Raw genomic sequence first — 19,475 nt, forward strand, 5'->3', positions numbered from 1 at the left:
TCACTAAATTGGAAGTTGCGCAACAATCCGTCGTGAATCACGTTGTGCTCTTGAAGAACAGCGCCGCCCGAAACCTCACCATCGGTCTCCAGTTTTCGCGGAGGTTAGCCATCTCGCGGCTCGTTCCACATCTGGCGAATTCTCGGCAGGAAATCGTTCAAGAAACTCCGCAACTCGGAATGGCCCCGGTTTGATCTCGAGCATGAGCGCCGAAGACGTCATGGCGACGACCGTATGCCATGCCCCTGCAGTGATTTGCGAGATCGGTATCGATCCTGCGGTGAGCTCGATTCTCTCAGCGACATGCCCGTCATCGGAGAATAGCAGCAGAGCGAGCGTCCCCCGCATCGGGACAATCATTTCCCACTGCTCAGGATGGCGATGCGGTTGCATATAGGTGCCTTGATCGAAAGCAACGAGCAACCGTTGCGTCGGATCAGCATGACTTTCGTGGAGGAGAAGGTGTGATCGCCTGCGCGGAGACATTTTCGCGTCGCTGAGAAGCCTGTCGCAAGTACTGGCTCCGACTGACGCGAATCCATCGACGTTGGTTGTCCAATCGAAAAACTTCATTCAAGTCTATCCAAGTCATAATTGAGACAGTCGGGTTGGCAGATCGATCCGGTGGGTTAGTGGCGGCACGGGGTCGACGGAATCAATCGCCGTGCCTGTCTTCGTCTTCGTCTTTGTCTTCGTCGTCGCAAACGTCCATCTTCTTCAGGCCGGCCTCCGCTTCGGCCCGGGTCTTGAAGACTCCGAGGCTCACGATAGTCGACGGGGTCGCCCCGGTCGCCGGCCTCTTGTCCACTATGGTGCACCTCTTCGTCGCGGTATCGCGGATGACGTAGTATTCCTCGTGATGGACTTTCGTCTGGGCGAACGCCGGCGTGGCCGTAAATGAGATGAGCGCGCTTAGGGCAAATGTCTTCACAGAATGTTCCTTCATTGAGGCAGCCAGAACGCGGGTGCCCCGCCTATCGTTCCTTCACGGGATTGGACGCACGAAAAGCCCCGCCGGAGACAGCCGGCGGGGCTAAATAAATAAGGGGAACTGAATCAATCGTCGTGGTCGTGCGTTGGCTCGTCCGTCTCGCAGACCTCCATGGTCTTCATGCCGGTCTCGGCTTCGGTCCGGGTTCCGAAGATGCCGTGGTCGACGATGGTTGTGGTAACGGTTGGCTTTTGGTCCACGATGGTGCACCGCTTGGTCGCCGGATCGCGCACCACGTAATATTCCTCGTGAACCGTCGCCGTTTGCGCCAGTGCCGACGTGGCCGCGAGTGCAATGAGCGCGGTGAGGACGAATCTCTTCATGTAAGCTTCCTTTCGTTTGCTCTTAGCTCTTCGTCTACGGCAGAATGTCGCTCTTTCCCGGCTTGGCGTACTTGATGTTCTCGTCGCCGCCCTTCTTTATCTTCTCGGCCATTTCCTTATCCGCTTCCTTGGTCAGCTGTTCCATGGTCTTGCCGAGCGTCTTCTTCGGATCCTGCTTCGGCTCGCCCGCAGGGGGAAAGTTCGTGCTGCTGTCGTTGCCCATGTGAATGTCCTTTTCGTTAGGCCTCGGAGGACAACAGGTGACTTCTGGAGGGTTCCTCGGTGCAGCGGTTTGCTCAACACGATTTCCGGGATGCCTTCACGCGTCCGTGCGCTACCGCATAGGAACGGTCACTGCCGGGTAAGGTTGCTTTCAAACAAGCATGGAGCGCAGCCATGACCTTCCCGGAAAACAACGACCCTTTCAGGAACACGCGCACTCCACAGCGTTTCAGCCGCACCACCGTCTGGGCTATCGCGGGGGCAGTCGTCCTACTGCTGTTCGGCCTCTTATTCTTCACCTCGGGGCGCCACGATAAGTCCGCTGAGAATCCGCCGCCGTCCGGGACGCAGGCGCAACCGCAGAGATGAGGATAGGCTGCGATACTTGACGGGACGGAATTCTGCGACCAGCGGGACAGTCACTGGAAAGGCGATGCGCGGCGTTTTGCCTGCCGCCTGACGAAGGAACGCCACGCAAGCGCTACCGTTGATCCTCCATCATCGCCCCCGATCCCCGGCAGTTATCGATGACTGAGAGCCGCGCGCGCTCCCGCCTCCAGTGGAGCGAGCGATGTGCGGGAAATGCGACACTCTGCGGCGGGAGATAGCTCTCGCGCGGGGCCTCTTAGCCGATCTCACGGACCCGAGCAGCATCGCACTCGTCATGGCGGACATCGAGCTTCTCGAAGAGAACCTGGTCGAACTGATAGCGACGCACTATCCCGCCGTGAAGTAGGCTCGCGCATGGGAACGGGAAGTCTGGAACAAAATTATTTCGCCAGGCCGCGGCTTGTCTCCTGCCTGTTGGCCGTCACGGTCCCGCGTCTCTAATGCACCCAGGAGTCGGGCCGTGCGCTCAACGCGGGGCACTGCGGGTCGCGGCATCCCGAGCGACGAGTTCGGAACCATCGCTCGGGCGATCCGTTTTGTCCCGCACTGAACAGAAGAGCCCACCGAGCGAGAAGCGAGCTTCAATACTCAGCATTAGGAGAATCACGATGGCGAGAATGGAAGATGGACATATCGTCGAAACCGCGATGGAAGCACGTGGCGCGGAGCGCGGCCCCACGGTGCGCAACGTTCTGGTCGCGGGGACGGCGCTGGTCATAGCGGCCTTCGTGCTCGTCTACATCCTGTATTTCGGAGGCGGGAAATAATGGGACGGGGAATCCTGCTCTGGCTTATCGGCGTGCCTATTCCGGTGATCCTTCTTCTGTGGCTGTTCTTCGGCCGCTGACGACCGAATCCGTCGCTTTCCCGTCACGGGCGTCCCGTACTTTTCGATACGGAATATTTATTCAAGCAAAGGACTAGCATTCAATGACCCTTGAAGCGAGCGAGACTGGCAATCTGATCGGAAGCGACAAGGTCCAGGGCACGACGGTGTACGGGGCCGACGGCCAGGAGATTGGAACAATCGAGCGCGTCATGATCGAGAAGGTGAGTGGTCGCGTGTCGTACGCGGTCCTCGGCTTCGGCGGATTCCTCGGCATCGGCAGCGACTACTACCCGCTCCCCTGGCACAGCCTGAAATACGACACGGGAATCGGAGGGTACCGGGTCGGCGTTACGGAGGAGCAGCTCAAGAACGCCCCGAAGTACGCGGACGAGAGCAGCTGGAGCTGGTCGGACCCGAGCCGGACCAAGGCGGTCGACGATTACTACTCTCTCTGAAGACCGGAGCTTCGCGCGCGGCCTGATGAGCGGCCGCGCGTTTTCCGCACAAGGACACCCCACACAACATGAACGGTGAAGCTATCGTGAAACCCTGATGCGAAGTGCAACGCTTCCTCACGCACGCCAAGTTTCTCGTAAAGCGCGATCGCCGGTTCGTCACCATAGTCGGCTTGAACGAAGATGACCCACGCGCTCCGTCGAGCGGCAATCTCCCGCAAGCAGTTGATCAGGGAGGTCGCAATACCTCTCCGCCGATGCTTCAAACTGACGGCGAGATCGTAAATATAGAACTCGCTGCGCGCCCTTTCGAACTTCTCTAGCTCATAGGCGACGAGCCCACCCACGACCTCCTGGCCGGCCATCGCAGCCAGGACGGCGACATGCTCCTTGGAGAGAAGGCTCTTCAAATAAGGTTCGGTCGGCGGCTCCGCCGTATACGTCTCCGGGTCCGCAAACGCGTCGCCGAACAAAGAGTTCAGCATCCGGAGATGCGGAAGATCAGAGGGACCGAGGCGACGGACCGTAATAGACGAACTGGACATTCAAATGCTTCCGCATGGACGCCGTTATTAATATATGATCAGAGCAGCGCTGCTGTACGAGCGCAAGGCGGAAGGTCTCGCCGCGGTCTCCCAAATCGGCCTCGCTCATTGGGGATATTCACGAGGCCCCATCCACCCGGGATGCAGAAATAGCTGATTAATTCCCGTGGGAATAGGAACGTTCGGTCGCTCCTCACATTATGGGATGCTGGATGGCTTTCCTTTTCACCAACCAGTCACCTGCCAGCCGTCCCTTCGGGGGGCGGCGCCACGCGAGGGATTATCCTCGAAGGAAACCACCATGCCCACAAAAGATTTGAATGCCTTGTTTCTCGATACTTTGAAGGACATCTATTACGCAGAAAAGCAAATTTATAAGTCCTTGCCAAAAATGGCAAAAGCTGCAGCGTCTGAGCAACTGCGCGCTGCCTTCGAAAAACACCACGATGAAACGGAAGGACAGATCGAGCGCCTTGAAAAGATTTTCGAACTTCTCGGCAAACCAGCGCGCGGCAAGAAATGCGATGCGATCGAGGGCATATTGGACGAGGGAAAGGAAATCATAGAGGAGTACGAAGACGAGCCCGCTCTAGACGCTGGCCTCTTGGCTGCAGCCCAAGCAGTCGAGCATTATGAAATTTCGCGTTACGGCACGCTGAAGAGCTGGGCAACCAAGTTGGGAATGAAAGACGCGGCCATGCTGCTCGATCAGACGCTGACTGAAGAGAAGAAGACCGATGAAGCGCTGACCGAGATTGCTGACAATGCCGTGAACGCTGAAGCTGGGTGAAAACAGCGCGCCGATGCAGATGGCAAGATTTCATTTCGGCCTCATCAGCTTACCGGGAGCCACTATGAGCATATTTGGAAAGATCATGGGCGCCATCTTCGGCAGCCACGCCGAAGCTGCGACACCGACATCAAAACCCGAGACAGGCGAAGGCAATACCGCCTCTACCTCAAATGCAGCGGCCGCCGGCAGCAACGTTGACGTTGCAGCCATTCTTGACAAGGCTGTAGCCAAGAAAAGCGAACAGCTGGCCTGGCGGACTTCGATCGTTGATCTGATGAAGGCACTTGATGTCGATTCTAGCCTAAGCGCTCGCAAGGAATTGGCTAGGGATCTGGGCTATCCCGGCGACATGAATGACTCCGCGACAATGAACGTTTGGCTGCATAAGCAAATGATGGCACAGCTAGCGGCTAACGGCGGCAAATTACCGCCCGATCTTACCCGCGCAGCTTAGCGAGGGTTCGCATCGTCATTCATGCCAACAGGAGTTCGACAAGTGGCAATTGGTACTATGAAGTGGTTCAACGGGCAGAAGGGTTATGGCTTCATCGAGCCCGAGAGCGGCGGCAAGGATGTCTTTGTTCACATCTCAGCAATCGAGCGGGCAGGCCTTGGCTCGCTCAACGAAGGCGACAAGGTCTCCTAAGAGGAAGTACCGAATAAGGAAAAGACCTCAGCGGAAAACCTGCGGGTCGGTTGATGATTTGATTTCAGTGAGCTGAGCCGGATGTACGCTCGCTCGCGTTGTGGATGGCCCGGGCAGCGCCTCGGGCCATTTGCGTTTTGGCATGCCTGACCCTCTCCGGCGCAGGAGAGCCCGTTGCGGGGCTCGTTCATGGGCAAAGGTCTGGAACATGAGAACGTTTTACGTTCGGAACTCCGACGATAACCAAAGGCTCCGAATCTACCTGTTTCTATTCGCAGAATACGACGGTGAGGCCGAGGACGGTTGGGCGCGTTACAGGTGCGAACCTGAACACGAGAAGGCATTCGAGGAGTACACAAGACGCAAGCAGGTACGCTGGGTGTGATGACGTCTTGACGATCGTATCAGCACAGAGCTGCAGATGCGCGAACCCGCCGACGAGGGGGGCGCCGACGGGCTCTGGGTCCTTCAACGGGTTACATCGGAGCTGCCCCCGTCGGGAAACCAATGCAGAGGCTCCGTATCCGTTCCTGAATTGTCAGTCACAGAATTTTGCAAGGATGAATGCAAAAGAAATGTCGGACGCCTGAGTTGCCGCGCTGGCGGGTCACCAGGCTACCAAGACCGAAAGCCGAGATCTGAAAACCATTGGGGAAGGAGATGATACGCGGGATCGGGTTTCACCTTACAGAAGTCGCCACTTCGGAATGTTGACCTCGGACATGACCGAACCTGATATCCGGTTTCGATAGCTACGCAGAATCTTCCATCGCGGACGTAGCCAGTTGCGCAGGTCCCACTCTCAGTGAGATAGATATTACCAGCCAGAGCTGGCGTCCCAGACATCAAAACAGCAATGGCAATAATCGTCCGCATGCCACGACCGCTTAACGTCCAAAAGCGCCGTCCGGTGCTAGGCATGGCCATCCCTCTTATTGCTCGTGCGCTCCGCTTGAACCATTCACTCACGGTCGATTTAGGACTCCCATCTGCCGGCGCTAGCATTACATTTTTTGCGTCGCATGTGGAGTACCGCGATGGTCCGTACCCCGAAAGACCTTGCCGATCGGATGGGAATTCGGCGCCGGCAGGCCGAGGCCGATGACGGCTATGCGCGGGAGACCTTCACACAGCCTCGAGACCAGGCCCGCAGGACGGCGAGGGCATTCCTCGATCGATGGCCGGCTGCCGCGTACATGTCCGCGGTCGAATCCTGGCGCGAGCTTCCGGGCGGCGAGATCGAGTTCACAATGAAACGGCTGCGGAGCGCGGATTAAAAAATGCCCCGCCGAAACGGGGCAAACTCATTTAGTTGGGCCATGATTGAGTGCCGTACCAGTCATCGATTTGCTTTTTAGTCTGGTCTTTCTGGTAGCCGTACCGCTCCTGTAGTTTACCTTCGAGCTGCTCACGCTTGCCAGCGATCTGATCGAGATCGTCGTCGGTGAGCTTGCCCCACTGCTCCTTCACCTTGCCCTTGATCTGCTTCCAATTTCCTTCGACGCGGTTCCAGTCCATTGCTAACCTCCTCCGGTTGCATGTGGTTGCGGAAAGAACCTGGGTCAGCTTAATTTTGTTCCGGGCTTTTCGTCGCAGAAATAGGCCGCGGGTCTTTTTTGTCGTCACGGCCAGAACTTTGCGCCATCTGCTTACGATACTTTGGCGCTAACCCGCTCCGGCTTTTTTCTATTTCGGCTTGTGCTTCGTCGTCGCCAGTCGCTCGCGGTATGCTTCCAGTCCGCGTCGCCAATCCTGCCCGGGTTGCCATTCGCCCCTTTCGTCCATGGCGCCGGACTCCAGCATTGCGGCTGCGATCTCCCAGTGGCGGTCCACCCACCCCTGAATTTCCGATTCAGTCATCTGGTGAGACCGGCAGATTCGTTCTGCCATCGCTCGGGCAAGCGGTTCAATATTCGATGACATGGTGAGACGTTATGCGCCGCTTGCGTGGCAAAAGCGTGTTCGCCGGCTTTGAGCACACTGGTTACTGAAAACGCCGCTCCGGCGGGTTTTCCTATTCCGGGCCCTGCGGCTGCAGCGCCTCTTCCGTGATCGTCAGGATCATCTCTAAGTCGCGCCCCATGACGTAAGGGTCGGCGCTCTGTAGAGCAGCGCGAACCAGCATCTGGATATCGACTAATGCTTTCTCAGGGTCCGGGGCCTGCTGGTTGTCACTCATCAAATCCCCCTGTGCCGTAGCGGTCAGTTCGCTCTGGCAATACCAAAAGCTTAAAAAATGCGAACGCGACCAGGCCGATGACTAAACCGAGAACCGGGCGCTCACCAAAGTACTCGCTGATCAGCGCACCAACAAAACCGCAGACAACTAGACCGCCGAGCCAGATGAAAATCGTTTTCAAATTCAATACCGTTCACAGGGATCAAAATCCTCTAGGGCTTCGGCGAATTCAATCCGCGGCTTCAGTTTCCCTCTCGGTCCGCGTTTAGCTTAGGCTTTATTTGAATGTTGTCGCCACGTCCGGCAAATAGGCTATCAGTCCGATTAGAACAATAAATCCGACAGCGATCATGAGAAGCATGGCCTTCTGAGGTCCACCAATCTTTCCCAACTCCGGGTTTGGTTCGCCTGGCACGGGCGATAGGCGCTCTCGTTCGGTCATACGACTCCCCCTGAAATTGGCGGGAGCACAACACTCTCAGTCACCGATAAAGGCCGGGATCCGGTCGGTGATAAATCACTATGCGCCTATCGACACAGCTCGAGCGACTCAATTAGTGGCGATGCCGGTATCGTGAAGGTAAGGTGCTGGGCAGCTATTTATCCCTCTCCAAGCTTCCGTTTGCCCCACCTAAGGCTCTTCTTGCCTTCCGGGTTGCCGATCGGCGATGGAGTGTCGCCGTACACGGCTCGATAGAAGTTGATCCGGGCCCGCTCTCGATCAGCTTGCGGGCGGCGGCGTCCGGATTTGCAAAGGGGCGTGCTTGGATTCAGAGAGGTTCACTGATTGTTCGATTCTTTTAATGAATCAATCATTGCGCGATGATCTTCGACTTCATCCGGCGTCATCTTCTGAAAATCCTCTTCAGAAAAAGACGGATCTGCTCGAATAATAAATTCCTCTTCATTAAACCTTCCGGATACCAGCCGCGAACCGTCATCAAACCAGTATGACTTGTGTTCACCAAACGTTTCGGTGGCGATCCGCCCCCAATCGCCACGAGCCAATTCGTCCTGCACTTCTTCGATCGCGACTGCGCCGCCTCCTGCTTGTTTCTCTGTGAGGAAATCTTGCGCCTTTCCCATGTTCTCTCACTCCGTGGCCGGTTCAGTTTTATTCAGCCCCGCTTCGTCGGTAGCCTCGCCGGCCTCACGAGCTAGCCGCTCCTCCCTTAGGCGCTTGCGGTTTCTGGCGAATGCTTCGGCCGCTTTCACGTTCTCAGCCGTCGCCAATCTTGCCTCGGCTTCCCGACGTTCTTTGCGAGCCTGCTTCTGCTCTTTTGAAAGGGGTCTACGTGGTTCGAATTTGTCGAACTCTTTCATTTTAGTTGCCCATCTCGAGCCCGATCTCTCGGGTGCCATACACTGTATAGATCGTGGTCGGCCGCATGTGTGCCTCCATTAGACAAATACAGCGCCGCGCGCCGCCTAGCACGCGCGGGCAGTTTCTACTAAAGGCGAATCGGATCAGGCCGCGTTGGCCTCGATCTTGTGGATATTTGCGTTGGCTGGTGGTGCGCCACGAATGGCGATCCGACGAGGTTTCATAGCCTCGGGGATTTCTCGAACCAAATTGATCTGGAGCAGGCCATTATCGAACGTCGCGCCCGTTACCTGAACGTAATCAGCCAAGCTGAATTGACGTTTGAACTGGCGAGTCGAGATGCCGCGGTACAGATATTCTCGCTTTGCTTGTTCGGTCTTGGTGCCTTCGATGGTGACAACGTTCTGCTCGGCGGTGATGGAAATCTCGTCGGGCGAGAAACCGGCAACTGCTAAGGAGATCTGGTATCGATCCTCACTCAGCCGTTCAATATTGTAGGGCGGGTAAGTATCCCCGGCGGCACGTTGGGCGGTTTCCGCGAGGTCCAGGAGGCGGTCAAAACCAATGGTAGACCGCGACAATGGCGATAAGTCATATGTGCGCATAGCCAAATCCTCCAAAGAGCAAGATGGTATGAAGCACCGGACACGACCGGTGCCCGCCTTCAGCCCGGGTCCTGAGGCACCCGAGCGCCACCATCAGGTGGCGACAAGAAAATTAGAAAACCCGGACAGGGTTTCTAGAGAGAGCAAAATTTTCTTGAGCCGACGAGAGAGAAGGGTGCGGAAATCTGGCGAATCAGCCGCACCGAGCGGATGCTTCCGTCGTCCACCGGGCATTACATTTAGAACAGTGCCGCTTGTTGGTGACGACATCGGACGAATATTGCGAACTCACCGATGCTGCGCAAAAGCAGGTGTTGGGTCCCTCGGGACGCGACCATCGAACAGGAAGTTCACGAGCAACACGATTTGCCCATCTGCGCTCAGAACTTTTCTGAAGATGTTTCGGGTAGACCATGGCGTACATAGCGAGCTCCCTTTTGTGGGCGGGAGCACTGGAGTGTCTCTCTGTCGCTGGCGCCTGTTGGTATCGTGCCTACGATATTCTCTATATAGGAAGTCCACTGACTTTAACTAGGGCGCGCACTGGAGAGCCGAGCACCAGAAAATTAAAGAAAGCCGATTCGCCTCCAGCAATGGCAGTCTTTGAAATGTCCCGACGTCTCGTGCATCAAAGTCTCCTGTTACCTATAACAGGTTTCTTTCCGCTCCGGCTTTTGACGGGTATCGGGTCGCCCGATGAGGGGAACTCCGTCTACAGGGTGAGCAAGGCAGAAAGCGCTGACCGAATCGCTTCGGGGACCCTATGTTGCCACCGCGAGGTGTAAATTTCGCCCGAGCTGTATAAACAGCATGCCCCATTCGAAACAATGTTGAAGCTTCAGCGTTGCCTCTCCCGAAGCATTGGGAGACGACTATGGCGACAAGGGAGCGGATTTTTTTCTCGGGTGTGGCAACAGCAGCCCTGCTGATTGGAATTGGATTCGGCGGTGGCATATTGCTGGGACAAGCGGCGCTAGAACCAGCTCAGCATGCGTCTCAACCCAAGTTGGCGGCGAAATCGCTTCCCCCCGCAAGAGTTGTTCTGCCAGCGCCTACGGAAATGGCGCCGAGTCCCCCCGCGTCGGCATCGGCTCCCCTCGTACAGGCAGCAACTACAACCACTCTGGAGCCACAACCGACATCTCCACAAGATCATTCTCACGTTGCTTCGGTAAATGCCATTGAAAGCGCAAGACAGGCAGAGCACCGGCGGGAAGCTGAAAAGAAGGCCGAGGCTGCCGAACGACGTAAGAAGGCCGCTGAACGCGACCGCCATAAGCAATACGTAGAGAAGAAGGCGCAGCAAGAAGCAGCGCTCGAGCAGCAAGCACAAGAACAACGCCAACAGGCACGTAAACCCGCGGGACCGTTTGGTTTGTTAGCTTTCGATGACGGCGCCGAACCGGTGAGGCCGACTAGCTTCTTCGGCAATTGATTCCCTGCCGCAGTCAGCGGCGGTCGGCGACTTGGGTAAGCTCCCCACTTCGATGGCGACTCCCAATGGTGGAGCTTCAAGCGTCATCGAACTGGTCCAGCTTCTTGCCTAAACTCTCGCAGCTATGGTGGCCGTACACGCGCTCAACCGTCGCGGTCGTATCGCCGAGCAGCTTGGCGACGTCGTAGATCGAGACGCCGGCCTGGAGGAGGTGAGTGGCCCGGGTGTGCCGCAGGATGTGCGGGAAGCCTTTGGCGGGGAGACCCAGGCGCTTCAGGTGCCGATTGAACGGCGTATAGAAGTCCTTCTTCGATAACAGACGTTCGCTTGGGCCACGGCCGGCGGTAAGGCGGGTTAGCACCGGAAGCAGAGGGCGAAGGATTGGCGTGATTGGCTTGCGCTTCTTTGACCGGCGCTGCTTCGCGGAAGCATTGTCCGGTTGAAGGTGAATATGCCCTCCGTCGAAGTCCACTTGGCCCGCTGTCAGGTTCTCGATCGCGCCCCGGCGCGCGCCCGTGTGATAGGCGAGGGCGATGAAGTCCTTCAACTCGCCTTCGGCGGTCTCGTGGGCCAATTTAAATTCGGCCTTGGTGAGATAGACAGTTCGAGATGGCGGCTCTGGCGGCGCCTCAATCAGAGGCATGTCGCTGTGACAGATCAACTCGTGTTTGAGGGCGTAGCGCGCCGCGGTGCGTAGGATCAGGAGCTCGCGGCGGATCGAACCATCGCGGCCAATGAACGTGGAGCGCCTGCGAAGAGCGGGCCGCACCTGGCCAGCCCGGCGGGCATCTACGTAAGCAGCGCAGGCTTGGAGCCGGATCCGGTTCAGCGGCGTGTCATTGAAGAACATCTCGATATAGGGACGTGCGGAGCGCGGCCGCTTCACATCAATGCGTTCGCGGTCTATGTGCCTTGCGATGTAGAAGTCCAGAATTTTGGTGACGGTGACGTGCGTGACGTTCATGCCACGAGGCTTCTCCGCCGGCGTCGCCCGCCACTTAGCGAGATAACGCTCAAACATGTGGTACGCGTCGGCAAGGTCTTTGGTCTTTAGGCTACAGCGGCGCGTCTGACGGGCGCGCTTATCGTACCAGTGAACGTACCAAATTCCATTCGATCGTTTGGCGATCCACGGCAGTTCACGAAGCTGTCGTCCCATTGTTTGCTCCTGTGGTTGGGAGCATAAGGGCGCGTCAACTTGTGGCCCTCAGTCAATCTTGATTTGTGCGGTGTTTTCGCACCGACAAAGTCAACAAAATTTCGATGCTCATTGAATGCGATCGTTCGGGGGATGTCGTTTTTGTTGGCTTTGTCGGTGCTGTGGATAAATTGTTGGGACGGGAGAAATGCGTCAAGTCTTGTGCGTTTTGATTCGCAGTAACTCGTTCTTTGTTGCGGGGTACGAGGTGCAGCAATCCCGCTGACCTGGCGGGGTATGCACGCGTTTGCGTCGTGGTGCGGCTTGCGGCACGCCGCGTGTGGCCAATGCCACTTCCGATCCCGTTTCCGGCCCGGGCTGGTCTCTCTTGTAGTAGGGTTCGGTACGATTCTCGCCATGCCATACAGGAGATGGGCTTTGCGCAGACTTTTGGTGTTCACAGTACTTTTGTTGAGCGCCTCGTTAGCTAGGGCTGAGCCAGTTGTATTGGCGCCGACGAACCTGGGGGCGTGGGCGAGGTTATCGGAGGACGACTTCAAGACGGAGGTCAATCAGATACGGGCGCGCTGCACTTGGGAAGTTAACCGCATGGTGATTTTGAGCGGGGGCATCCCGCCGGGCGATCGGGAACGTCTGTATTCGTCTTGCACGTTGGCAGCGGGGCTCGTTACGTATTCCCCACAACAGTTTCGCGCGGCGGCGGACGCCTGGAACGCGAAAAACCCCACGCGCAGGGCCCATGGTTTAGAGATTGATTAATCGCTTTCGACCATGACTCCAACGCGCCGACCGAACAGATTACAACAAGCGGTCAGGCCACGCCAAAATCCTTTAAAATTGCGGGATACATGCGTTTCAGCTTTAGCTGTGAACCCCGCTATCAGGAAACAGACACCGCAGTCTTTTTGTCGGTTTAAGCCACCGGGCTGCATCCTGAGACCTGTGCAAATACCAAGATTGGGTTCCGCTTCCGTTACCGTTTCCGGCCCGGTAACGAAGAGTCGGAAACGAAGCTGCGCCGCCGGGCCAAGCCATTGATTTTACTAATAATATGGTTTCCGCCATGATAGTAATGGATTTCGCATATCCTTTTGAAATTCCGCCAGTTTTCGTTACCGGTTGTATTGAGAGAGAGGGGGTCTATACCCCCCTCTCTCTTTCAACACCCCCGCAATAGCGCTTCCGGTAATAGTTTCCACGCTGGCCAATGCGTTGGTTGACGTCTTAGCCAATTTTTTCCACCGCAGCGCGCTTTCGTCACGCGAACGGTTTAGGCGTCCCGATTTCTTTTCGCATCGACGCCGCTGCTCCGATCAAGTGGGCGCGATGAGATTTTCAATCGAATGGTCGTGCCGTCCACTGCCGTCGGAGGACTTTGCGGGAGCGGTTATCGTTGCGCATGGAAACTCGTCGCGCGAGGATCGCGGTTTCAAGCTTTAAGCACTCGATGGCGAAAGGATGGTCGCTATGAAACGGACGATTGAGTTTGCAGGAATTTACGGTGGCCTTTGCGTGCTAAGTTGGCAGCGACGCAACGCTCACGATTGAGGCGCGAGGCGCACCTGAGCGGATGGGAGATTGGGCATGGCTTGCGGCGGAAGTTCGGAAGGGGTGCAGCTTTGTGTTTCGGTGGCTCCCGGGACGTGGGATTCGATCCGTAACTTCAGCGCGCGGGTTGCAGAGTTTGTATCAGGATTAGTTTCAGAATACGGCCCGGTGTTTTTATTGGTGGCGGTGGTGGGAGGAGCTCTTATCTGGGCTGTTACGCGATACGACGAGGCCCAGGAAGTGGCGCAACGTGAACGTGATCGGGAATATCTACACCGCCTGAATGAAAATTGGCGCAAGGCACACGAGCCGGAGCAATGAGCCTCGGCTCGCAGGGGTGTTTTATTTTCAACGACATTTCAAAGGACGCGCGGGCGCACTTTCTCCTGCTGCTCCCACGTCCAAGAACTGAACGAAAAACGGTCCTCGACAGCCGGTCAATCGAGTGTGAGTCTCGATAGCATCTGTGATGTCTTGGCCGGGCCAGACCGCCACGAATGGATTAGGCGGGTAGGAACGGACGGTTTGCTCAATCTTCATGTTTGTTTCTCCTTCAGGGAGCGGGCGGCGACGTGATAGGGCAAAACTAGATTTAGTAGCGCTACCGGCCTGCAGACAGCCCTGGATCACGGCGCCGATGCAGTCCGTTTTCAGATAGAGTGATTTCACCATTCGCTAGTAATAGCTCGCAAGCGGCATGAACGCGGGCGCGTGATATCGATTGTATTTCTTTGGGCCAATTCTCAAACAATCCATGCTTTCCGCTTTTGGTTACATATATGCCCTTGTCATAAAGAGAATCCAAGGATTGAAGAGCCAGCATTGAATCAGATCGCGCTGTCGAACTGGTGTCAGATTGTCTTTGAATGGGGATGAGCCGATGTGTGGTTTCGTCCCGTTTGCACACCCGTTCGCCGCGGAACATGTGCTCAACCGGCATGTTGTGAAGCGGATTTCCGTCTCTATCGGTCGGGATACCGACAACAGTCTCTTCTCCCTTCCTCATCAATCCAATGGTCACCCGTGGCCGATCGAGAAATATCGAGGATCCTCGCAGCGATGCCGCAAGTTCTGTCATATTCCGCGGTTCCGCATCCTTTCGTGGGTGATGTGTTACCAGCAAGGCGCAATTGTGGGCTTCGGCTTGAGATTCAAGAAAATTGAAAAGTTCATTTGGTGCGTCCGAACCGTCTTCGTCGCCGCTATAGTATTTTCTGGTGGGATCCACGACGATCAAGCAGATTTTCATTTCGGCATAACGCGCAAGCGTTGCCTTTAGATTTGTTGTCTCGTTACCGTAGATTATCAGCCGCTCCAGGCCCGTGCAGCCGGCGGCCATCCGGTTTAAGCGCTCCCATATCACAGCTCGGGAGTCTTCACCGCCGAACAACACGACAAAGCCTTCTTGCTTCGGAACGTCGAACCCACACCACGCGCCGCCGCCTGTCGCTACTGTGAAAGCGAGCTCGGTCACGGCTGTACTTTTTCCGGTCTTTCGTTTCCCGCCTAGCAACGTGATGCAGTTTGTCGGGATTAGTGACTCGACTAAAAAGCGCACGGGCCCCGGCTTCGAATGCTGTTCGGCGCGAATGCTGGCGAGGAGCGGGGCGTCGTAACCACACTCACTCAACAGCGCCAGCTCCTCCTCAATTTTCTTAACCCTGACGGCTACTCTCTTTAAGAATGCGCTTGCACGTTCCCCGTCGCGCACGAGAAAATAGGAATCGCAGTAGGGATCGGGAACAGCGTGTGGTTGGTAACCGATAGGGCACGGCGCAGTCATGTCCGTATGGAGATCAAAGATCGCGTCCAGAGAGTCGATCTTGGTTGATCCCTCACACCGGGCTATGTACTGGCTTCCGAACTTAACGCCTAAGGAGCGGCCCCACACAGTGCGCAGTCCAGCGAGTTCATCGATTTTCGTGACGAGGCCGACGTCCAAAACCAGGGTGTCCTTGGGCCACCGCTCTTTTCTAGTGGTGTCGACGGGTACGCCAGCCTCAAGCAAGACCTCGTCTTGCGCTTTAGCAGTGCCCGCGCTTACGTACGAAACGCACCCAGGCAATAGAGTGTCTGGGTCGTAGACGCTGGCAAAATCTAGCTCGTCCCAATGGCTGCCGCATACGTACTGCCGCGTCGCAGGATCAGACACGACGAAGCGAAAGATATTGAAAGTGTAATCGATCGGCGCAGGATCGTTAACGAACCAGCCTTTCGGGTTATCCTCTGGGGTCGGTTCGAATTCGATTTCTGCCAATGATTGACTCATACTCATCTCTGGTCACCTGCGTTGCCTTGAACGCTTGGCGTAGGCATCCGCCATCCTTCACTTGTGGAGGTACGGCGCCGGCTTTCCATCCAAGCATCGAGGTCCGCGGTGGTGTAAACTACGCGGTCCGGCACAGGATTGATGTAAACGGGGCCACCTCCCTTTACACGAAGGCGTTCAAGGGTAGCTGTAGACAAGCGGACGTGCTTCGCCGCTTCACGAGTATTAAGATAACAGGGCATGAAACACCCAGAGAATCAAAGGGGGGAGTTGGTCCTGTCTGTGACCGGCTGCTGCCTCTACGCCTGAGGCTACGACGCGCGTCGGCGGTCCCGCGCGCCGGCAAGCCACCTGACAGCTGAAAACATGTTGCGCCCGAAGGCGACCTATTAGGCTTGCGGGCGTAGTACTAGCACAGATTGCGCTTAACGTCTCCCCTTGCATTCTTTTTTTGCGCGGTTGAACGTTCAACTCGCCACACGAAGTTTTTCTTCGAACAACACGACATTGTCGGCGCGGATTTTCTCGGGTGAGTGCTCAATCGGCTTTGGCCCGATGATCTTGTTGAGCTCATCCGCGAGAATTGCCGCTACGGCACGCTTTTCGGCGAGCATGTCGTATTTATCGTAGGTCGCGGTCACGTCGCCCTCGAGATGGTCAAGCAACGCTTTAACGTCCTCGCGCCTGGCTCCGCCACGCCGCGCAATAGTCGCCGCCGTTCGCCGGAGGTCGTGCGGTGTGAAGTGCTGCATACCGAGAAATTCCCGGATGCCTATTCGCTTCGGCTTCTTCCCCTTGGCCGGTCGTCCGTTTAATGCTGCAGCCAATGCGTCGCGTGTGAGTGGGGCAGGGCCGTTCTTCCCTTCTGGCTTTTGACTGTCGGATGGCGCTTCTTGCATCGATTGAAGAGCCCATGATGTGAAGACAGCCAACTGGCTTTCGAGAACAATTACTTCTTCCACGATTGAAACCGCTATACCGTTCAACGGCACAATCACATCCCGTCGCTTCTTCACGCGGTTCTTTGGGATATGATATTGCGGATCCCCTCCATCGCGGCCCGTTAACTCGGAGATCAGGGCGCCAGCGGATTGACCCGGCCGAACCATGGTCGCCAGCACGAACTTGAGTGCTAATGCTACGGGGCGGCTCGCGGGCAAACGAGGATCATTCAAACCCCACCACAGTTTCCTTATTTCCTCATCAGTTAGAACGCGCTCGCGCGCCGTTTCCTGGTAGCGTCGCCTCATGTCCACGACCGGGTTGCTCGGAACGTGTTTGCGGCCCGGCTCTTTCGCCCAGGAAAAGAGTGTGTGAAGAATTGATTGGGTGCGATTTGCGCTCACCGGCGCTGAAGCGCCAATTTCCTCGATCAGTTCAGCCACGTCGTCGTCTGTAATCTCAGAGGCGATTCGGCGCTTCCACTTGTCGCGAGCTCGTTTCAGGTAGCCTTCGTCATTCTTCCATGACGATTTTCGAGGCTTGGCGTACTCATCGAGATAGAGTTGGGCCAGCTCATCGAATGTGATTCGGTCACGCTTTGGCCGTTTAGCCCGCTTTTCCGCACCGGGATCAGAACCCGCGGCAATTGCGCCGAGCAGGATCTTCGCCTGGTTTCTGGCTTGGTCGGGCGCAATCTTGCCGACAGCCGCTATTGTGAAACGCCTGGTCGGTGCCGTCCGGCCGGTGCCGGCGCGGTAGACAACAATAAATGACTTGGCGCCTGATGGCCGGACCCGGACGCCAAATCCCGGCAACTTCTCGTCCCAGACGGCATACTCGGATTCTTGGGCCTGCAAACCGTCAACCACGGTTTTGGTGATGGTTTGCCTGCTCATTCGACCTCCGGGAAGCACAGGGGAAGCACCGCTCTGCTAATCATAGAGGGTCCAAGTAGCAGCGATGTAAATTCTAGCGGCAGGTTTCGGTTGTCTCGCAAGTCACGGCGGGTGTAGGACGACGAGCGAGGGAATAGCTGGTATGTTTTGGGTACTGCAGGTCGTTGGTTCGAATCCAGCTGCCCCGACCATTTTGTTTGATATTTATCAAAATAAATCAATAATTTACGACGACTTTCGAATAGCAAAAAAGTTACAATCCGCAACAGTTCTCCGGGGCAATTTTCCGTAACTTTGACCCGGTTCGGGGTTTGAAGCTCCCGACGTTTCAAGGCAACGATGGGCAGAGCCGTCGAATTGAAGCAAAGGCCGAACGCTGCAGCTTTGAATCAATCCAAAGCCAATGAACCGTGCCCATTCGTCGGGTGCGTGACCAAAGACGGGATCAAGCTGGCCTTGGGCGAGAAACTGGACATTTGGCCTAAAAGCATCCGGGAAGTGGCAGAGGAAGAATGGCCAAATGAGCAGTTGGACACTTGTAACCAAGAGGCCATCCGAAGGGGATGTGGCGGTTGATCTTACGGTCGACGGCGGTGATCCGCTCACACTAGGCTTAGTCGAAGCTGAGGGATTAGAAGCCGCATTGGGCAATGCGCTTACAAGCGTCAATGACGCGTCCGGCCGAATTTCATGCGTGAACGTAGGCGTGCAAATCGTCATCGCGGTCGATAAGACAGCGATAGCTACTCTTACGCATGACAAGGCAGAGCTGATGCGCAGCCAGTTGAAAGAGCTTCTGGCGGGCAACGGCACTGAATTTAGCGATTCAAGTGCCGTCGAATAGACATGTGCTGAGGCTTGAGCAGATCATCCTGCGCCTTGATCCGGATTGATCCGAGCGGGTTGCGGCCCGTTACTTTGGCCGCTGCAACTCCGGTGAATTGACCCACTTTATAGCGTTATCGGTCTGCCAGATTACCTTTAGCTTTGGATGTCGTTCCAATTCCTGCGAAAGCCGACAAATCTTTTTGAGAGCACAAGCGACGGTTGTCGGAGTGATAGACTTGGAAGCATTGTCGGACATTTGTGATGCTCCACACGTTATTTCCATATAAATATAGCGTAGGCAACCTAAAGATGTCTAGGCGTAAAGCGTCGTGAAATGAGGATGCAATATTTCGTGATCGTCCGCCGTCAGTGACCCGTGAGCTCCACGTGTGCAAGCCGACTATCGTATGGAAATAGCAGCTTCCGTCGCAAAGCGCATGAATGATCAATTTCGCGAAAATCAGGATAACCGTTTTGCCGACGCATGACGACGCATCGCCCTCAACAGTCAATAATCAGGTGTGCCGCGCGGATTTTCCTTAGCCCAAGTCGTAATCGCTTCATTTGGAACGACAAGCGATGACGGGCTGCTGGGCGCGTAAAAGCTCTTTCCACTCTCCACAGAATAAGCGACGCCACCCCATACGGCCTCGTCATTCAAATGTATGCTTCCAACTTCTGGATTGATGTTGCTCACAGTCGTGATCTTGATTTCAAGGCGTCCATGTTGGCTGTTTCTAATCGCTGCTCGATCACCAATCTTGGCGTTGCGATAGTAGCACTCGATTTCTTCGGCCGTTTGATCTTGGCTCGGGTCAACATAGGTTCGGGGAGGAGACATATTTTAAGCAGCCTTCTGAGAGATTGTGGGGTATGATCGCCTCAATGATCTTCTGGCGTTCACTCAACACACCTTGCGGCAACACGCCATAGTTTCCGTCATCGTCGCTTTGGTGTGATCGAGGAGGGGGACGAACGGTTCATCCATATACCCACCCCGGCGGAAGGCATCGGCGGTGCTATGCCGGAAGCTAGAGAAATTCCGGCTCTTGTCCTCTTGACGCCAACGTTCTTAAAGTAGCCCGCAAAGAAACGC

At 56.1% G+C, this 19,475-nt stretch carries 27 protein-coding genes; 10 read left to right on the forward strand and 17 right to left on the reverse strand.

All coding sequences use genetic code 11. The annotated features are described in order from the left end of the window. Window positions 1-75: 75 nt before the first annotated feature. The 4 genes from GGQ85_RS01895 to GGQ85_RS01910 form a co-directional block, all read right to left on the reverse strand. Entirely contained in the window at window positions 76-573 is a 498-nt protein-coding gene (locus tag GGQ85_RS01895) for a WbuC family cupin fold metalloprotein (RefSeq protein WP_309773106.1), read from the reverse strand. A gap of 82 nt (window positions 574-655) precedes the next feature. Continuing rightward, the gene (locus GGQ85_RS01900; protein ID WP_309773108.1) at window positions 656-931 is read right to left on the reverse strand and encodes a hypothetical protein; all 276 of its coding nucleotides are present in this window, start codon (window positions 929-931) and stop codon (window positions 656-658) included. A gap of 125 nt (window positions 932-1,056) precedes the next feature. Then, on the reverse strand, window positions 1,057-1,314 hold the full coding sequence (locus tag GGQ85_RS01905) for a hypothetical protein (RefSeq protein WP_309773110.1): 258 nt from the start codon (window positions 1,312-1,314) through the stop codon (window positions 1,057-1,059). A 34-nt stretch (window positions 1,315-1,348) separates the two neighbouring features. Continuing rightward, entirely contained in the window at window positions 1,349-1,537 is a 189-nt protein-coding gene (locus tag GGQ85_RS01910) for a hypothetical protein (RefSeq protein WP_309773112.1), read from the reverse strand. A 570-nt stretch (window positions 1,538-2,107) separates the two neighbouring features. Between GGQ85_RS01910 and GGQ85_RS01915 the strand changes: the two genes are divergently transcribed. The 3 genes from GGQ85_RS01915 (at window position 2,108) to GGQ85_RS01925 (ending at window position 3,210) form a co-directional block, all read left to right on the forward strand. Next, entirely contained in the window at window positions 2,108-2,272 is a 165-nt protein-coding gene (locus GGQ85_RS01915) for a hypothetical protein (RefSeq protein WP_309773114.1), read from the forward strand. Between the two features lie 262 nt (window positions 2,273-2,534). Further along, window positions 2,535-2,693: a hypothetical protein gene (locus tag GGQ85_RS01920; RefSeq protein ID WP_309773115.1), complete on the forward strand. Its 159-nt coding sequence runs from the start codon at window positions 2,535-2,537 to the stop codon at window positions 2,691-2,693. Window positions 2,694-2,856: 163 nt separating this feature from the next. Then, window positions 2,857-3,210: a PRC-barrel domain-containing protein gene (locus tag GGQ85_RS01925; RefSeq protein WP_309773117.1), complete on the forward strand. Its 354-nt coding sequence runs from the start codon at window positions 2,857-2,859 to the stop codon at window positions 3,208-3,210. On the opposite strand, the gene GGQ85_RS01930 is transcribed toward GGQ85_RS01925, so the two are convergent. Continuing rightward, entirely contained in the window at window positions 3,198-3,755 is a 558-nt protein-coding gene (locus GGQ85_RS01930) for an AAC(3)-I family aminoglycoside N-acetyltransferase (RefSeq protein WP_309773118.1), read from the reverse strand. The two genes, GGQ85_RS01925 and GGQ85_RS01930, sit on opposite strands and share 13 nt — an antisense overlap. A gap of 301 nt (window positions 3,756-4,056) precedes the next feature. On the opposite strand from GGQ85_RS01930, the gene GGQ85_RS01935 reads away from it, so the two are divergent. The 4 genes from GGQ85_RS01935 to GGQ85_RS01950 all read left to right on the forward strand — a co-directional run bounded on the left by GGQ85_RS01935 (window position 4,057) and on the right by GGQ85_RS01950 (window position 6,471). Next, complete coding sequence (locus tag GGQ85_RS01935; RefSeq protein WP_309773120.1) at window positions 4,057-4,545, forward strand: YciE/YciF ferroxidase family protein; 489 nt, start codon at window positions 4,057-4,059, stop codon at window positions 4,543-4,545. 64 nt (window positions 4,546-4,609) lie between these two features. After that, window positions 4,610-5,002: a DUF3597 domain-containing protein gene (locus tag GGQ85_RS01940; protein WP_309773121.1), complete on the forward strand. Its 393-nt coding sequence runs from the start codon at window positions 4,610-4,612 to the stop codon at window positions 5,000-5,002. A gap of 21 nt (window positions 5,003-5,023) precedes the next feature. Continuing rightward, window positions 5,024-5,194, forward strand: coding sequence for a cold-shock protein (locus tag GGQ85_RS01945; protein ID WP_374708834.1), 171 nt, complete (start codon window positions 5,024-5,026; stop codon window positions 5,192-5,194). 1,037 nt (window positions 5,195-6,231) lie between these two features. After that, window positions 6,232-6,471, forward strand: coding sequence for a hypothetical protein (locus GGQ85_RS01950; protein WP_309773125.1), 240 nt, complete (start codon window positions 6,232-6,234; stop codon window positions 6,469-6,471). 31 nt (window positions 6,472-6,502) lie between these two features. Here the strand turns inward: GGQ85_RS01950 and GGQ85_RS01955 are convergent, their stop codons facing one another. The 7 genes from GGQ85_RS01955 to GGQ85_RS01985 form a co-directional block, all read right to left on the reverse strand. Continuing rightward, window positions 6,503-6,712 (reverse strand): CsbD family protein, encoded by a 210-nt coding sequence (locus GGQ85_RS01955; RefSeq protein WP_309773127.1) that lies wholly within the window; start codon window positions 6,710-6,712, stop codon window positions 6,503-6,505. 168 nt (window positions 6,713-6,880) lie between these two features. Continuing rightward, entirely contained in the window at window positions 6,881-7,054 is a 174-nt protein-coding gene (locus tag GGQ85_RS01960; protein ID WP_309773129.1) for a hypothetical protein, read from the reverse strand. Between the two features lie 154 nt (window positions 7,055-7,208). Further along, entirely contained in the window at window positions 7,209-7,373 is a 165-nt protein-coding gene (locus tag GGQ85_RS01965; RefSeq protein ID WP_309773131.1) for a hypothetical protein, read from the reverse strand. Continuing rightward, the gene (locus GGQ85_RS01970; protein ID WP_309773133.1) at window positions 7,366-7,554 is read right to left on the reverse strand and encodes a hypothetical protein; all 189 of its coding nucleotides are present in this window, start codon (window positions 7,552-7,554) and stop codon (window positions 7,366-7,368) included. The genes GGQ85_RS01965 and GGQ85_RS01970 overlap by 8 nt, the downstream gene beginning before the upstream one ends. A gap of 599 nt (window positions 7,555-8,153) precedes the next feature. After that, window positions 8,154-8,459 (reverse strand): hypothetical protein, encoded by a 306-nt coding sequence (locus tag GGQ85_RS01975; RefSeq protein WP_309773134.1) that lies wholly within the window; start codon window positions 8,457-8,459, stop codon window positions 8,154-8,156. Window positions 8,460-8,465: 6 nt separating this feature from the next. Next, window positions 8,466-8,696 (reverse strand): hypothetical protein, encoded by a 231-nt coding sequence (locus tag GGQ85_RS01980; RefSeq protein ID WP_309773136.1) that lies wholly within the window; start codon window positions 8,694-8,696, stop codon window positions 8,466-8,468. Window positions 8,697-8,840: 144 nt separating this feature from the next. Continuing rightward, on the reverse strand, window positions 8,841-9,302 hold the full coding sequence (locus tag GGQ85_RS01985) for an Hsp20 family protein (protein WP_309773190.1): 462 nt from the start codon (window positions 9,300-9,302) through the stop codon (window positions 8,841-8,843). Window positions 9,303-10,176: 874 nt separating this feature from the next. On the opposite strand from GGQ85_RS01985, the gene GGQ85_RS01990 reads away from it, so the two are divergent. Then, entirely contained in the window at window positions 10,177-10,737 is a 561-nt protein-coding gene (locus GGQ85_RS01990; RefSeq protein WP_309773138.1) for a hypothetical protein, read from the forward strand. Window positions 10,738-10,813: 76 nt separating this feature from the next. On the opposite strand, the gene GGQ85_RS01995 is transcribed toward GGQ85_RS01990, so the two are convergent. After that, a complete protein-coding gene (locus GGQ85_RS01995; RefSeq protein WP_309773140.1) occupies window positions 10,814-11,896 on the reverse strand; it encodes a tyrosine-type recombinase/integrase in 1,083 nt (360 codons plus the stop codon). A 1,578-nt stretch (window positions 11,897-13,474) separates the two neighbouring features. Between GGQ85_RS01995 and GGQ85_RS02000 the strand changes: the two genes are divergently transcribed. After that, window positions 13,475-13,765: a hypothetical protein gene (locus tag GGQ85_RS02000; protein WP_309773142.1), complete on the forward strand. Its 291-nt coding sequence runs from the start codon at window positions 13,475-13,477 to the stop codon at window positions 13,763-13,765. 280 nt (window positions 13,766-14,045) lie between these two features. On the opposite strand, the gene GGQ85_RS02005 is transcribed toward GGQ85_RS02000, so the two are convergent. From GGQ85_RS02005 to GGQ85_RS02010, 3 genes are all read right to left on the reverse strand, one after another. Further along, a complete protein-coding gene (locus tag GGQ85_RS02005; protein WP_309773144.1) occupies window positions 14,046-15,713 on the reverse strand; it encodes an AAA family ATPase in 1,668 nt (555 codons plus the stop codon). A gap of 2 nt (window positions 15,714-15,715) precedes the next feature. Then, window positions 15,716-15,955 (reverse strand): helix-turn-helix domain-containing protein, encoded by a 240-nt coding sequence (locus GGQ85_RS20795; protein WP_374708835.1) that lies wholly within the window; start codon window positions 15,953-15,955, stop codon window positions 15,716-15,718. Between the two features lie 225 nt (window positions 15,956-16,180). Then, the gene (locus GGQ85_RS02010; protein WP_309773146.1) at window positions 16,181-17,551 is read right to left on the reverse strand and encodes a tyrosine-type recombinase/integrase; all 1,371 of its coding nucleotides are present in this window, start codon (window positions 17,549-17,551) and stop codon (window positions 16,181-16,183) included. A 520-nt stretch (window positions 17,552-18,071) separates the two neighbouring features. Here GGQ85_RS02010 and GGQ85_RS02015 point away from each other — a divergent pair. Then, complete coding sequence (locus tag GGQ85_RS02015) at window positions 18,072-18,395, forward strand: hypothetical protein (protein ID WP_309773148.1); 324 nt, start codon at window positions 18,072-18,074, stop codon at window positions 18,393-18,395. A gap of 492 nt (window positions 18,396-18,887) precedes the next feature. Here the strand turns inward: GGQ85_RS02015 and GGQ85_RS02020 are convergent, their stop codons facing one another. After that, a complete protein-coding gene (locus tag GGQ85_RS02020; protein ID WP_309773150.1) occupies window positions 18,888-19,220 on the reverse strand; it encodes a hypothetical protein in 333 nt (110 codons plus the stop codon). Window positions 19,221-19,475 lie beyond the last annotated feature (255 nt).

Source organism: Nitrobacter vulgaris (assembly GCF_031453995.1).
GTDB classification, from domain to species: domain Bacteria; phylum Pseudomonadota; class Alphaproteobacteria; order Rhizobiales; family Xanthobacteraceae; genus Nitrobacter; species Nitrobacter vulgaris.

Bases quoted from the DNA above. Each gene is read 5' to 3' on its own strand.
- GGQ85_RS02010 (WP_309773146.1), bottom strand. From the start codon at position 17,551: ATGAGCAGGCAAACCATCACCAAAACCGTGGTTGACGGTTTGCAGGCC.
- GGQ85_RS01930 (WP_309773118.1), bottom strand. From the start codon at position 3,755: ATGTCCAGTTCGTCTATTACGGTCCGTCGCCTCGGTCCCTCTGATCTT.
- GGQ85_RS01910 (WP_309773112.1), bottom strand. From the start codon at position 1,537: ATGGGCAACGACAGCAGCACGAACTTTCCCCCTGCGGGCGAGCCGAAG.
- GGQ85_RS01960 (WP_309773129.1), bottom strand. From the start codon at position 7,054: ATGACTGAATCGGAAATTCAGGGGTGGGTGGACCGCCACTGGGAGATC.
- GGQ85_RS01955 (WP_309773127.1), bottom strand. From the start codon at position 6,712: ATGGACTGGAACCGCGTCGAAGGAAATTGGAAGCAGATCAAGGGCAAG.
- GGQ85_RS01905 (WP_309773110.1), bottom strand. From the start codon at position 1,314: ATGAAGAGATTCGTCCTCACCGCGCTCATTGCACTCGCGGCCACGTCG.
- GGQ85_RS01995 (WP_309773140.1), bottom strand. From the start codon at position 11,896: ATGGGACGACAGCTTCGTGAACTGCCGTGGATCGCCAAACGATCGAAT.
- GGQ85_RS01895 (WP_309773106.1), bottom strand. From the start codon at position 573: ATGAAGTTTTTCGATTGGACAACCAACGTCGATGGATTCGCGTCAGTC.
- GGQ85_RS01975 (WP_309773134.1), bottom strand. From the start codon at position 8,459: ATGGGAAAGGCGCAAGATTTCCTCACAGAGAAACAAGCAGGAGGCGGC.
- GGQ85_RS01990 (WP_309773138.1), top strand. From the start codon at position 10,177: ATGGCGACAAGGGAGCGGATTTTTTTCTCGGGTGTGGCAACAGCAGCC.
- GGQ85_RS02005 (WP_309773144.1), bottom strand. From the start codon at position 15,713: ATGAGTCAATCATTGGCAGAAATCGAATTCGAACCGACCCCAGAGGAT.
- GGQ85_RS01985 (WP_309773190.1), bottom strand. From the start codon at position 9,302: ATGCGCACATATGACTTATCGCCATTGTCGCGGTCTACCATTGGTTTT.
- GGQ85_RS20795 (WP_374708835.1), bottom strand. From the start codon at position 15,955: ATGCCCTGTTATCTTAATACTCGTGAAGCGGCGAAGCACGTCCGCTTG.
- GGQ85_RS02015 (WP_309773148.1), top strand. From the start codon at position 18,072: ATGAGCAGTTGGACACTTGTAACCAAGAGGCCATCCGAAGGGGATGTG.
- GGQ85_RS01925 (WP_309773117.1), top strand. From the start codon at position 2,857: ATGACCCTTGAAGCGAGCGAGACTGGCAATCTGATCGGAAGCGACAAG.
- GGQ85_RS01920 (WP_309773115.1), top strand. From the start codon at position 2,535: ATGGCGAGAATGGAAGATGGACATATCGTCGAAACCGCGATGGAAGCA.
- GGQ85_RS01945 (WP_374708834.1), top strand. From the start codon at position 5,024: ATGCCAACAGGAGTTCGACAAGTGGCAATTGGTACTATGAAGTGGTTC.
- GGQ85_RS01950 (WP_309773125.1), top strand. From the start codon at position 6,232: ATGGTCCGTACCCCGAAAGACCTTGCCGATCGGATGGGAATTCGGCGC.
- GGQ85_RS01935 (WP_309773120.1), top strand. From the start codon at position 4,057: ATGCCCACAAAAGATTTGAATGCCTTGTTTCTCGATACTTTGAAGGAC.
- GGQ85_RS01915 (WP_309773114.1), top strand. From the start codon at position 2,108: ATGTGCGGGAAATGCGACACTCTGCGGCGGGAGATAGCTCTCGCGCGG.
- GGQ85_RS01965 (WP_309773131.1), bottom strand. From the start codon at position 7,373: ATGAGTGACAACCAGCAGGCCCCGGACCCTGAGAAAGCATTAGTCGAT.
- GGQ85_RS02020 (WP_309773150.1), bottom strand. From the start codon at position 19,220: ATGTCTCCTCCCCGAACCTATGTTGACCCGAGCCAAGATCAAACGGCC.
- GGQ85_RS01980 (WP_309773136.1), bottom strand. From the start codon at position 8,696: ATGAAAGAGTTCGACAAATTCGAACCACGTAGACCCCTTTCAAAAGAG.
- GGQ85_RS01940 (WP_309773121.1), top strand. From the start codon at position 4,610: ATGAGCATATTTGGAAAGATCATGGGCGCCATCTTCGGCAGCCACGCC.